This window comes from Caldanaerobacter subterraneus subsp. tengcongensis MB4 (assembly GCF_000007085.1).
GTDB classification, from domain to species: domain Bacteria; phylum Bacillota; class Thermoanaerobacteria; order Thermoanaerobacterales; family Thermoanaerobacteraceae; genus Thermoanaerobacter; species Thermoanaerobacter subterraneus.
In genome coordinates, this window is record NC_003869.1 from 663394 (window position 1) to 676558 (window position 13165).

The 13165-nt window shown below is 33.9% G+C and carries 10 protein-coding genes and 2 pseudogenes; all 12 read left to right on the forward strand.

The window, feature by feature from the left end; translation table 11 throughout:
• Nucleotides 1–24: 24 nt before the first annotated feature.
• Nucleotides 25–1116, forward strand: coding sequence for a non-hydrolyzing UDP-N-acetylglucosamine 2-epimerase (gene wecB / locus TTE_RS03175; protein WP_011025069.1), 1092 nt, complete (start codon nucleotides 25–27; stop codon nucleotides 1114–1116).
• Nucleotides 1117–1152: 36 nt separating this feature from the next.
• Entirely contained in the window at nucleotides 1153–2388 is a 1236-nt protein-coding gene (locus TTE_RS03180; RefSeq protein WP_011025070.1) for a glycosyltransferase family 4 protein, read from the forward strand.
• 215 nt (nucleotides 2389–2603) lie between these two features.
• Complete coding sequence (locus TTE_RS03185) at nucleotides 2604–3221, forward strand: hypothetical protein (RefSeq protein ID WP_011025071.1); 618 nt, start codon at nucleotides 2604–2606, stop codon at nucleotides 3219–3221.
• A gap of 43 nt (nucleotides 3222–3264) precedes the next feature.
• Nucleotides 3265–4065 carry a hypothetical protein gene (locus TTE_RS03190; protein ID WP_011025072.1) on the forward strand — a complete coding sequence of 267 codons (801 nt, stop codon included), beginning with the start codon at nucleotides 3265–3267 and terminating at the stop codon, nucleotides 4063–4065.
• Nucleotides 4062–4667: a sugar transferase gene (locus tag TTE_RS03195; RefSeq protein WP_011025073.1), complete on the forward strand. Its 606-nt coding sequence runs from the start codon at nucleotides 4062–4064 to the stop codon at nucleotides 4665–4667. The genes TTE_RS03190 and TTE_RS03195 overlap by 4 nt, the downstream gene beginning before the upstream one ends.
• A 21-nt stretch (nucleotides 4668–4688) precedes the next feature.
• On the forward strand, nucleotides 4689–5348 hold the full coding sequence (locus TTE_RS03200) for an acetyltransferase (RefSeq protein WP_011025074.1): 660 nt from the start codon (nucleotides 4689–4691) through the stop codon (nucleotides 5346–5348).
• Entirely contained in the window at nucleotides 5349–6467 is a 1119-nt protein-coding gene (locus TTE_RS03205; protein ID WP_011025075.1) for a DegT/DnrJ/EryC1/StrS family aminotransferase, read from the forward strand.
• Nucleotides 6468–6482: 15 nt separating this feature from the next.
• Nucleotides 6483–8354, forward strand: a complete 1872-nt coding sequence (locus tag TTE_RS03210) for a polysaccharide biosynthesis protein (protein WP_011025076.1) — start codon at nucleotides 6483–6485, stop codon at nucleotides 8352–8354.
• Nucleotides 8355–8388: 34 nt separating this feature from the next.
• Nucleotides 8389–8802 (forward strand): annotated as a pseudogene (locus TTE_RS03215) (NAD-dependent epimerase/dehydratase family protein); the annotation flags it as partial.
• Between the two features lie 328 nt (nucleotides 8803–9130).
• Complete coding sequence (locus tag TTE_RS03220; RefSeq protein ID WP_050724070.1) at nucleotides 9131–10375, forward strand: IS110 family transposase; 1245 nt, start codon at nucleotides 9131–9133, stop codon at nucleotides 10373–10375.
• Nucleotides 10376–10511: 136 nt separating this feature from the next.
• Nucleotides 10512–11051, forward strand: a pseudogene (locus tag TTE_RS03225) (NAD-dependent epimerase/dehydratase family protein); the annotation flags it as partial.
• Between the two features lie 310 nt (nucleotides 11052–11361).
• Nucleotides 11362–13089, forward strand: coding sequence for an ATP-dependent nuclease (locus tag TTE_RS03230; RefSeq protein ID WP_011025078.1), 1728 nt, complete (start codon nucleotides 11362–11364; stop codon nucleotides 13087–13089).
• Nucleotides 13090–13165: the final 76 nt, after the last annotated feature.

Sequence of the window (13165 nt, forward strand, 5' to 3'; positions counted from 1 at the left end):
TGGATTTTGAGGGAGTAAGGAATTATGAAAATAGTAACTATTATCGGTACTAGGCCGCAATTTATTAAGGCTGCTACAGTCTCGAGAAAGCTAAAAGATTTCAATGATATGAAAGAAATTATTGTACATACAGGACAGCATTATGATGATAATATGAGTGATATATTCTTCAAAGAACTTGAAATTCCTCAGCCTGATTACTATCTTGGTATAGGATCAGGTAGTCATGGAGTACAAACAGCTCATATGCTTGAAAAAATTGAAGATGTTTTAATAAAAGAAAAGCCTGATGTAGTATTAATTTATGGTGATACAAATTCTACACTTGCAGGAACACTCGCTGCATCGAAGCTCCAGATTCCTGTTGCTCATGTAGAGGCTGGGCTTCGCTCTTTTAATCGAAAAATGCCAGAAGAAATTAACCGTATAGTTGCAGATCATGTATCTGATTTACTTTTTGCTCCTACAAAAGTGGCAGTAAATAATTTAATTAATGAAGGGATAGCTGAAGATAGGATATATTATGTTGGAGATGTGATGTTTGATGCTGCTATATTTTACGGAGAAAAAGCAGGACAGCAGAGCAAAATATTAGAAACTTTGGATTTAAAACCCAAGGAATACATCCTTTCTACAATCCATAGGGCTTATAATACTGACATTCCTGAAAGATTGAAAACAATTTTTAATGCGCTTTGTAAAATAGGGAAGGATATCACGATTGTTATGCCACTTCATCCACGTACAAAAGCTGCATTATTAAGAGAGGGACTCTATGAGAAAGTATCGGAAAAACTGAAAATAATAGAGCCAGTTGGGTATCTTGATATGGTTAAATTAGAAAAAAATGCAAAGCTCATAATTACTGATTCTGGAGGAGTGCAAAAAGAAGCATTTTTTTATAAGGTACTATGTGTTACATTAAGAGAAGAAACAGAATGGGTAGAACTTGTGGATTTGGGATGGAATTATCTTGTACCTCCAGATTGTGAAAAATTTATTGAAGAAAGTATAAGAAAAGTTTTGAATGCTCCACATGGTTTAGATGCAGAGCCTTATGGAGATGGGAAGGCGGCAGAAAAAATAGTTAAGGTGTTAAGAAAATATCTGTTGTAAGGTAAGATTTAACATAATGAGGTAAGGTGATAATCTTTGAGTGGTAAAAATATTTGGATATTAAATCATTACGCAATTAGTCCTGACATGGCAGGTGGAACACGACATTATGATTTTGGCAAAGAATTGGTTAAAAAGGGATTTACTGTAACAATATTCGCTTCGGGATTTGACCATGTTACAAAAAAACACCTAAAAGTTTCTGCGAAAGAATCGGTTAGAGAAGAAGTTTTTGATGGAGTAAGATTTGTATGGCTTAACACTTTTCCGTATACAAAAAATGATTGGCGAAGAGTAGTAAATATGATTTCTTATGCTTTTAGAGTTATTAAAGTCGCTAAAAAATTTGAAAAGCCTGATATCATAATAGGATCTTCTATGCATTTTTTTGCTCCTCTTGCAGGATGGTGGTTGTCTAGGAAATATAAAGCGAGGTTTATTTTTGAAGTCAGAGATTTATGGCCTCAGACAGCAATAGATATGGGAGCAATTAAAGAAAATTCGATCCTTGCTAAGTTGTTATATATATGGGAGAAATTTATGTATGAAAGAGCAGAAAAAATTATAGTATTATTACCTGATGCAAAAAGCTATATAGCCAAAAGAGGGATGCCGGAACAAAAAATAGTATGGATACCGAACGGTGTAAATATAGAGAGGTTTGAAACGGATATCTCAATTGATGAAAACCTTGAGGTTTTTGAAGTATTCAAAAAATATAAAGACAAATTTAAAGTGGTATATGCAGGAGCTCATGGACCTGCTAATGGTCTTGAAGTTGTGATAGAAACAGCGGAATTATTGAGAGATTATGAAGATATCCAGTTTATTTTAATAGGAGATGGGGTAGGGAAAGAGAGTTTAATTGAAATGGCAAACAAAAAGAAATTAACTAATATTGTTTTTTTATCACCTATTTCAAAGAAATTTATACCAACAGTGTTGAGAAAAGCTGATTTGTTGTTACATTCTCTAAAACATATGGATGTATTTAAATATGGGATAAGTCCAAACAAGATATTTGATTACCTTGCAAGTGGTAGACCTATAATTTCCAACGTAAGTGCTTCAAAGGAGATAATAGAAGAAGCAAATGCTGGTATAATTGTTCCTCCAGAAAATCCCAAATTACTTGCGGAGGGGATATTAAAAATAAAAAATTTATCAGAAAAAGAGAGAAACCAAATGGGTTTAAATGGGAGAAAATATGTAGAGCAACATTACGATATAAAAAAATTAACCGAAAAATTAATCAAAGAGTTAGAGTTATGACTTTTACTTAAAATGTTAATGGCTAGTTTACTGTTAATGATATAGAGGCAACTAAGACAATTAAAAAGTTAGTCGAAGATGAAAGCTTGAAAGCCAAAATGGGAGAAGAGGGTAGAAAAATTATACAAGATTATGCTATTGAAAAAGTTTTAAACGAAATGGATGAGATATATAGTCTGTATTTGTAACTAGTAAGATTTTTTGAGGTGAAGTAAATGAATAATTTTGCTGAAGAATTGACGTATTGGTATTTTCGCTTAAATGGATTTTTCTTATTACAAAACTATGTATTGCATAACATTGGACAAGGAGAGCAAAGAGGTACAGCAGATTGTGATTTATTGGCAATTAGGTTTCCTTATGTTTACGAAAAAGTTGGAGGACAAAATAAAGACTGGGATAAAGAAAAATTTTCCACATGGGGATTTGATATTGATAGAGATAATTTAGCTTTGATTATAGAAGTAAAATCGGGAAGAGAATTGAAGAAGAATAAAATAGAAAAATCTTTTTCTCCTGAGAGAGTTAAAACTGCACTTTATCGTTTTGGAATTTTTTCTCATAAAGATGTTCATCGTATTCATGAAAATTTGCTAAAACAAAAGTATGTAAAAGAATCTTCTTGGACTATAGCTAAAGTATTAGTTACAGAAAAGGCAAAGGAAATTGAAGGGAATTGGCTTAATCTAAGTCTTGATGAGATAGATAAATTTATCCATAAACGGATTAAATCTTATTTGCATGATAAATATGCAGATCGTATGTATTTCCCGAGTATTCTCATTCAATATATTGCTTGGAAAGATAAGAATAGAATTTTAAATGATTGCTGAGATAGTTTTACCACCACTTCCGTTAAGGAAGGAGGAAAGTTTTATGGCAAGAAAGTTTTCTGATAGGACAATGGCTATTTGTGGAGAGATTTTATCTGAACTTTTTTCAGACGGAGAGTTGCAAAATTTTCTTTCTAGGTTTGGACTACTTGATATTTATCGTCGTTTACCCCAAGGTACAGGGAAGTTAAAACGAATTCAAGAAGTTATTGCTTATCTTAATCAACTTAATAACACTGAAAACAAAGACAAGATTTGGGATGATATTGTTATAGAAACGGTTAAAACAATTAAGCAAATAGAAGAGAGAGCACCGGTTTCGAGTCTGGTAATGGAGAAAATAAGAAAATTAGAAGAGTGTTTAGCACTAGATGGGTATCAAATTGAAAATGGAAAGATAATTAAGGCTTTGCCTGCACCCACAGAAACTATCCACATACGAGATAGACTTGAACAAAAATTACTTGATTTAGGTTGGTTCGTCCCTTTACAACATCTCCAAGATGCTCGAGAAAATTATGCTGAAGAGCGGTGGGCGGCAGCTAATGCGTCTATTCGTTCTTTTCTTCAGGCGATATTCGATAACATAGCAGAGGCTATGCCGAATTTTCCTAAAGAAGAGTTAGTTCCTGGAGGAGCGCGGCGCCAATTTTTAGAAACAATAGGGTTTTTAACTAAGGAGGAGGCAGAGTTAGTGCGTGCTCTTTTTAAAATTCTCGCCACCAAGGGTTCTCACCCCGGCCTTTCGGACGAAAGTGATTGTTCCTCAAGAATTTTGATGTCTATTGGAATTGCTTGGCGATTCCTTTCGCGATTTTTAGAAAAAGGGGGGAATTTTTCTTGAAATTAATTATAAAAAGATTAATTGACATTTTTGTATCACTTTTTTTGTTAATTATTTTGTCTCCTTTTTTAGTCATCATATCGCTAATTGTTTTTGTTGCTATGGGACCGCCTGTTATATATAAACAGACAAGAGCGGGGTTTAAAGGAAAGCCTTTTACAATATATAAATTTAGGACAATGACTAATGAAAAAGATGAATATGGTAATCTTTTACCAGATGAAAAACGCCTGACTAAAATGGGTAAATTCCTTAGAAGTACAAGTCTTGACGAGTTACCGGAATTATTTAATGTTTTAAAAGGAGATATGAGCTTAGTGGGGCCAAGACCCTTACTTATGGAATATTTGAATTATTATACAGAAGAACAAATGAGACGTCATGATGTAAAGCCAGGTATAACTGGTTGGGCACAAGTAAATGGACGCAATAGTCTTTCTTGGGAAGAGAAATTTAAACTTGATGTATGGTATGTAGATAATTGGAGTTTATGGCTGGATTTTAAAATATTATTCTTAACACTTATAAAAGTAATAAAAAGGGAAGGTCTTTCTGCTGAAGGTTATGCTACAATGCCAAAATTTACGGGAAGTAAAGATTAAGAGATGAAAGGGTAATGACTTATGTTAAAAGATTTATTTATTATTGGAGCAGGTGGGGTAGGTAAAGAGGTTGCGTGGATTGTAGAAGAAATAAATAATATAAATCCTATTTGGAATATTGTTGGCTTTATTGACGATAATAAAGATTTGCATGATAGAACTATAAACGGGGTAAAAGTGCTAGGAGGAATTGAGTATTTATTAAATCTTAAGAGGAAGATTTATGCTGTATGTGCAATTGCAGATTATAAATCTAGAAAAAGAATTGTTACAAAACTAGAACGTTATGACCATATAGAATTTGTAAACATAATTCATCCATCTGTCTATATCTCAAAAACAAATCATCTTGGTAAGGGGGTAATAATATATCCAGGTTGCATATTAACCACGAATATAAAAATAGGGGACCATGTTATAATAAGTCCCAAATGTGGCATTGGACATGAAACTTTTATTGATGATTTTGTTACTCTACTTTGGGATGTAAATGTTGCAGGAAATGTAGTAATAAATGAAGGTTGTTTAATAGGTTCAGGTGCTACGATAATACAAAACAAACAAATTGGAAAAGGTGTAATTATAGGTGCAGGAGCGGTAGTTGTTGATGATATACCACCTTATTGTACAGCAGTAGGAGTTCCAGCAAAACCAATAAAATTTCATGAGGAGGCTAAATAAATGAAGGTTCCTTTATCAAGACCAGATATTACCCAAAAAGAAATCGACGCAGTTGTAGAAGTTTTAAGGTCGGATATTTTAAGCATTGGACCCAAGATAGAAGAATTTGAAAGAAAGATAGCTGATTACGTAGGGAAAAAATATGCGATTGCAGTGAATAGTGGGACAAGCGCCTTGCATTTAATAGTAAGGGCATTGGGTATAAAAGATGGAGATGAAGTTATAACTACACCTTTTACTTTTATAGCATCTGTAAACTGTTTTTTATTTGAAAGGGCAAAGCCTGTTTTTGTGGATATAGATCCAGACACACTGAACATGGATATTAACAAAATAGAAGAAAAAATAACAGAAAAAACCAAAGCAATTTTAACAGTAGATGTTTTTGGACAACCAATGGACATGGAGAAGGTAAATGAGATAGCTAAAAAATATGGACTTAAAGTTATTGAAGATTCTTGCGAGGCGTTAGGTTCAGAATACAAAGGTATTAAAGCGGGAACATTGTGTGATGCAGGTGCTTTTGCTTTTTATCCTAATAAACAGATTACAACTGCTGAAGGAGGGGTAATTGTCACAGATGATGAAGAAATCGCACAATTGTGTAGAAGCATGAGAAGTCAGGGAAGGCCCATTACAGGATTGTGGCTAGAACATGAGAGGTTGGGGTTTAATTATCGTTTGAGTGAGTTACATGCTGCTCTTGGAATAGTGCAGTTAGAAAGGATAGAAGAGATAATTAAAAGGCGTTTAGAAATAGCTGAAAAATATAATGAACGATTGAAAGATGTCAAGGGAGTTAAAATACCATACATTGCTCCTGAAGTAAATAAAATGAGTTGGTTCGTCTATGTGATAAGAGTAGATGAAAACATAGACAGAGATAAGGTTATGCAGTATTTAATTGACAATGGTATAGGTTGTAGACCTTATTTTACGCCAGTACATTTACAATCTTACATAAAGGAATTAACTGGCCATAAAGAAGGAGATTTTCCTATAACAGAGAAAGTGGCAAGATCTACAATAGCTTTACCTTTTTTCAATAAAATAACAGATGAACAAATTGATTATGTAGTCGATAAGTTAAAAGAGGCAATAAAGATATATAGTAGGTAAATGGGAGAGATTTATATGTGGAAAAACAAGAGAAAAATTTTATTATTGCTTATTGACATTATCCTATTGAATATAGCATATTTTCTAGCTTTTTATTTGCGCTTTGACTATAATATTCCCCACCAATATTTTCTCTTATACAAAAAAACCTTTTACATAGTAGTTACAGTGACTGTCGTAACATTTATCTTTTTCAAACAATACAATAAAATCTGGAGATATGCAAGTTTACATGATATTATGGATTTAATTATTTTTACTACCATTGGCAGCGCTATGGCTGCTTTTGTTTTACTATTTTTACAAATACATTTGCCACGTTCTATTTATCCTTTATACTGGTTTTTGAGTGCATTGCTAATAGGTGGAAGTCGTATTGCTTATAGAAGTTATATGGAAAATAGCAGTAAAGTTAAAGTAAAGAATATAAAATACAAAAAAGTGTTAATAGTAGGTGCTGGAGATGCTGGGCGTATACTTGTAAGGGAGATAAAAAATCATCCAGAAACAGGCCTTAAGCCTGTAGCAATAGTAGATGATGATGTGTCTAAATTACACAGAAGTATTGATGATGTGCCTGTTGTGGGGAAAATTGATGATATTCAGGAAGTTATTACGGAGAAGGAAATTGATGAAGTTATTTTTGCTATCCCTTCTGCGCCTAGAACTGTTTTGAAAAAAGTTATTGATAAATGTAGTGAAATGCGCATAAAAGTTAAGACATTGCCAGCTATTTATGAGTTAGTTGATGGAACAATATCAATAAGTAGCATAAGGGATGTTGATATAAATGATTTGTTAGGTAGAGAACCTGTCAAAATTGATTTAGAGGAAATAAGTAGCTACATAAAAGGTAAAAAAGTTATGGTTACAGGTGGAGGAGGGTCCATTGGGTCTGAACTTTGCAGACAAATAGCCCGATTTTCACCCTCTCGCCTTATTATACTAGACATATACGAAAACAATATGTATGAAGTAGAACAGGAATTAAAAAGAAAATACCCTGAACTTGATGTAATTTGCTTAGTCGCAAATATTAGAGAAGAAAAGAAGATAAATAAAATTTTTAGTGAGTATACTCCTGATATTGTTTTTCACGCAGCTGCTCATAAACATGTTCCACTAATGGAGGTAAGTCCTCATGAAGCTATTAAAAACAATGTATATGGTACATTGAATCTTGTAAAAGTTTCTGACTTATATAATGTCAATCGCTTTGTAATGATTTCGACAGATAAGGCTGTCAATCCTACGAGTGTGATGGGAGCTTCTAAGCGCATATGTGAGATGATAATTCAAGAATACGATAAAAAAAGTAAAACTGAGTTTGTTGCAGTGCGATTTGGAAATGTGTTGGGAAGCAATGGAAGCGTTATACCTCTTTTTAAAAAGCAGATTGCAGAAGGTGGACCTGTTACGGTGACTCATGAAGAAATTAAAAGATACTTTATGACAATACCAGAAGCTGTTCAGTTGGTTATACAAGCAGGGGCTATGGCAAAGGGCGGCGAAATATTTGTACTTGATATGGGTGAACCGGTTAAAATTATAGATTTAGCAAGAACGTTAATTCGGTTATCGGGTTTTGAGCCTGATGTAGATATACCTATTAAGATTATTGGTTTAAGACCAGGAGAGAAATTATTTGAGGAATTATTAATAAGTGATGATAAATACGTGTCGACGAAGCATGAGAAAATTTTTATTGAAAAGCCCGTTTCTGTCGATTATGGGGATTTAATTTTAACATTGGAAAAATATAAAGATAAGATAGATGATATGGATGAAGATGAAATAAGAGAGTTTATAAAGTCCCTTGTGCCAGAGTATAATCCTGATTATCAGCGGTCCTTAATGGAAGAAGTTGCCGCTACTGAAATAGAATAGTTTTTGAATTTTAATAAGTGAGGAGATACGGATAATGAAAGTTTTAGTCACAGGTGGTGCAGGCTTTATAGGTTCACATATAGCAGATTTGTTTATTGAAAATGGATATGAAGTTGTAATAGTGGATAATCTTTCAACGGGAAAAGAAGAATTTATAAATAAAAAGGCCATTTTTTATAAAAAAGACATCACAGATGACGACTTATGTGAAATATTTGAAAAAGAAAAACCTGATTATGTGATACATCAGGCAGCTCAAATAGATCTACAGAAATCAATTGATAATCCTGTATTTGATGCGAAAGTAAATGTACTGGGGACAGTAAATTTACTGGAATGCTGCAGAAAAAGTGGTGTTAAAAAGATTGTATATGCTTCATCGGCAGCAGTGTACGGAAACCCTGAGTATCTTCCTATTGATGAAGGACATAGAATAAACCCCATATCTCGTATAATATGATTTGGAAATTATCAAGAAGTTTTTTTACTTCTTGATAATTGAGCGTGCCTTTGCGAAAATTAATTTAGGTTGGTCTGGGGTCACTCTTAACACCCCCCTGTAGCTTTTCAAATACAGCCTACTCAAGTAAGAGTGAGACCCCTGCGGTGCAGTACTAGTTTCTCACTCGTGAGCTGAGCCAGCAGGCATTCCGGCCCCTAGATTCAGCAGGCTAGGGGTGTACCCCCGGTTGCCCTGTCAAGCTCTTATCGCCCGCGAGGCTGTTAGGTACCGCACCCGCAGGGCACGCCCCTAATCCTGGCCAACCAAAGGAGGGATATCTGGTGGCTCAGAGGTTATCTTTGCAGGCATCGATGTCAGTGCCTCTAAGCTGGATCTCGTATGCATCGATGAAAATGGTAATCAACTTTCTCCTGCTAGGTCTTTCTCCAATAATGCTGAGGGCGCAAATGCGCTGGTGGATACTTTAGTTTCACTAGCAACTAAATCCAATGTCTCGCAACTTAATCTTGGATTAGAAGCTACTTCTATTTTCAGTATTCCACTTAGAGATTTCCTTTTGGATGCACCTCAGTTAAAGCCTTATTCGGTCCAGGTGTATGAAATTAATCCTTCTCTTGTATCCGGGTTTAAAAAAGCTTTCGGCTCAAGACTCCCTAAAACTGATGACTTAGATGCCTATATAATTGCTGAGAGGCTTCGCTTTGGACATCTTACTCCATACAGCCATGAAGTTTCTGTTACTGCACCTTTGCGTCAGCTTACAAGGCTTAGATTACATCTTGTCGAACTCCTTGTTGATGAGAAAAATCGAGCTTTGAATTTGCTCTTTTTGAAATTCTCTAATTACAAACAGGATAATCCCTTTACCAACGTCTTTGGCAGAGCGTCCATTGAAGTCCTGAAAGAATTTACCCCTGATGAAATAGCTCAGATATCCATAGAAGAACTTGCAGAGTTTATTCAGTCTCACGGAAAAAACAGATTCACTAATCCTGAAGAAATCGCTACTGCTCTAAAGCAAGCCGCAAACCGTGCTTACCGCCTAAACTCTAAAATGGAACAGGCCTGTGAGATAGCTCTTTCTTTAACTCTTCAAAACATTGAGCATCTCAAAAGGCAGATTAAAAGCCTTGATAAGGTTATTTCCAGAGAGCTTAAAGCTATCCCTCAAACACTTACTACAGTTAAGGGTTTAGGCGATGTGTCGGCTGCAGGAATAATCGCTGAAATAGGCGATATTAAGCGTTTTAAAAACGAAGCTTCTCTTGCTCAGTATGCTGGCCTCACCTGTACCCGTTATCAGTCGGGCGACTTTGACGCTGAAGAGCGTCGTTTGACAAAGAGCGGGAACAAATACCTCCGCTATTACTTGGTCATGGCCGCAAACTCGTTGCGGGTGCACAACGAGGAATACAAGGCCTATTATCAGACCAAGTATCAGGAGGTTCAAAAGCACCAGCATAAGAGAGCGCTGGTATTGACTGCCCGCAAACTTGTTAGGCTGGTCTTTGCACTGCTGAGCAAAGGCCAAATCTACAAAGGGGCGGTGAAGAGTTAATTTTGTCTTTTAAAACCTATTAATTGCTACTTTTGAAGCCAATTTTTACCATATTAATTGGCTAAGGGTATTATTGTCTTTTTTTGCTTTGATAATTTTATTTTCCAATTTTAAGGTATTGACATATTACCGTGAGTCTTACTATGGCATATCAAAGCACACACCAGAGCATTATTTTGAGGTATACAAGCAATTGTATGGATTAAAATATACAATTTTACGTTATGCAAATGTGTACGGTATAAGACAAGACCCAAAAGGAGAAGGCGGAGTAATATCTATTTTTATAGATAAAATGCTTAAAGGAGAAAGACCTATTATTTTTGGAGATGGAAATCAAACGCGGGATTTTGTTTATGTAAAAGATGTGGCTAAAGCCAATCTTTTGGCATTGAAGAGGGGAGATAATGAGGTTGTAAATATAAGCACGAATAAGCCTACAAGTATAAATGAGCTTGTTGAGATAATGAATAAAATCATGAATACTTCTTTGAAGCCTATTTATACAGAACCTAGAAAAGGAGATATAATGCATAGTTACCTTGATAATAAAAAAGCTTTGGATGTGCTTGGATGGAAACCGGAGTATAGTTTGGAAGATGGGTTAAGAGAGACGATTGAGTATTATAGGGTGAGATATGTAGAGGATGAGGTTGCAGTAGGGAAAAAAGGATAAGGTTTATTGTAGTTTTATTTTAGGCATGGGAAACGTACCTGTAACATAATAGAGTATTTTAGCCTATTTTTATTTTTGTCGAAAAATGACGGAATTTTTATAATATTTTGCGTTGGATTTTGAAGGATGAAATGGTAAAATAGGAATTAAAGAGAGGGAAAGATATGAAATGCGAAGACATTGTACAAAAAAGTGGGAATTTTTCTTTAATTTAACACTATTTTAAAACTTTTAAGAAGAAAGCTTACTAATGACATTTAAAATTACTATATCCGGATAATTTATAATTTTCACAGAGAGGAGAATCTAAATGAAAATAAAATCTATGGAAATTCATAATTTTAGATCTATAAAAGATCTGAGAGTTGATCTTTATGATTATGACGTTCTTATCGGTGCAAATAATTCTGGGAAGACGAATATTTTAACAGCTTTGCGAATTTTTTATGAAGATGGAATTAAATTTAATGAAGCAACTGATTTCCCAAAGTTTCATACTGACGATGAAGAGAGTTGGATTGAGATAGAATATGTGCTAACAGATGAGGAATTTAAAAATCTAAAAGATGAATATAAAAATCCAGGTAATATTCTTAAAGTAAGAAAATATCTTAAATCAGCAGATAATAAAAAAGTTAAAACCAATCAAAGTAACATATATGCTTATGAAAATGGGAAGCTTTCAGAAAATCTGTTCTATGGGGCGAAAAATATTTCCCAGGCTAAACTTGGTTCTGTTATCTATATTCCAGCAGTAACTAAAACGGAAGAAACTTTGAAACTTACAGGTCCTTCTCCTTTAAGGAACATGTTATCTTTTGTAGTAAAAAAAGTTATTGAAACAAGTAATTCTTTTGAGGATTTAAAAAAAGCGTTTGAAGATTTTAATAAGAAATTTAAAGAAGAGGCGTCTAAAGACGGTGTTTCTCTAGAAAATTTTAGAAAAGAAATTAATAAAAATCTTGAAGGATGGGGAGTAGAATTTAACTTAGTTATAAACCCTGTAGGGGCAGAAGACATAATAAAAAATTTAGTTACCCATAATCTTATTGATAAAATTTTAGAACAAGAAATGGATGTTAGTTTGTATGGTCAAGGATTACAAAGGCATCTCATTTATGTCTTAATTAGTCTTTCTGCACAATACAAAGAGAAAAGTGTTTCTGAAAAAAAGGATTTTTCACCGGATCTTACTTTAATATTATTCGAGGAACCCGAAGCATTTTTACATCCTAGTCAGCAGGAGTTTCTTAACTTTAGTTTAGAATCTTTGGCTTCTGAAGAAACACAACAAGTTATTATTTCTACTCATTCTCCTGTTTTTGTAAGCAAAAATATAGAAAAGATACCTTCATTATTAAAGTTGACAAAAAGAGAAGAAGGCGTGACTGAAAGTTTCCAAATATCTAAAAAATCTCAGCAGATTTTAATTGAACGGAATAATGAATTAGTAAATGTCTTCAAAGAAAAATTAAAGGATCCTTTAGTTGATGAAAATACAAAAAGAAAAATCAAGGAAATACTGGGCGATACAGAGGATGAAACTCGCATGGAAGAAGAAGCAATCAGGTATTTATTGTGGCTTGATGCTGAAAGATGTTCGGCATTTTTTGCTGAAGTTGTGTTAATTTGTGAAGGTGCTACAGAAAAAGTTCTTATTGATTATCTGATTAAAAATGAATGGCATGATTTGAAAGCAAAAAAAATCTACGTGCTGGATGCTATGGGGAAATTTAATATCCACAGATATATGAACCTTTTTGGGGAATTAGGTATTTATCATTCGGTTTTAGCTGATAAAGATCAGAATCAAAGCATTCATGAAATTATTAATGAATTCATTGAAAAGAAAAGAAATAAATATACAAAAAGAATATACTTTTTTGATAAAAACATAGAAAATTTTCTTGGGATAAAAGAACCCCCACCTAATAGGAAAGAGAAAAAGCCCCTTAATGTAATGTGGCATTATCTAAATGGTAAAATTCATTCGAGTAAAATAGAAGAACTGAGGAATATAGTGAAACACCTGGTATAAAGGAGAGATGTTATATTTTTTACATATCTATTGCTGTTATTGTATTTCGCCTGTAATTTCTAATTCCGTGTTATAT

Coding starts and splice junctions, on each gene's coding strand:
- TTE_RS03210 (WP_011025076.1), top strand. CDS start 6,483: ATGTGGAAAAACAAGAGAAAAATTTTATTATTGCTTATTGACATTATC.
- wecB (WP_011025069.1), top strand. CDS start 25: ATGAAAATAGTAACTATTATCGGTACTAGGCCGCAATTTATTAAGGCT.
- TTE_RS03205 (WP_011025075.1), top strand. CDS start 5,349: ATGAAGGTTCCTTTATCAAGACCAGATATTACCCAAAAAGAAATCGAC.
- TTE_RS03190 (WP_011025072.1), top strand. CDS start 3,265: ATGGCAAGAAAGTTTTCTGATAGGACAATGGCTATTTGTGGAGAGATT.
- TTE_RS03230 (WP_011025078.1), top strand. CDS start 11,362: ATGAAAATAAAATCTATGGAAATTCATAATTTTAGATCTATAAAAGAT.
- TTE_RS03185 (WP_011025071.1), top strand. CDS start 2,604: ATGAATAATTTTGCTGAAGAATTGACGTATTGGTATTTTCGCTTAAAT.
- TTE_RS03200 (WP_011025074.1), top strand. CDS start 4,689: ATGTTAAAAGATTTATTTATTATTGGAGCAGGTGGGGTAGGTAAAGAG.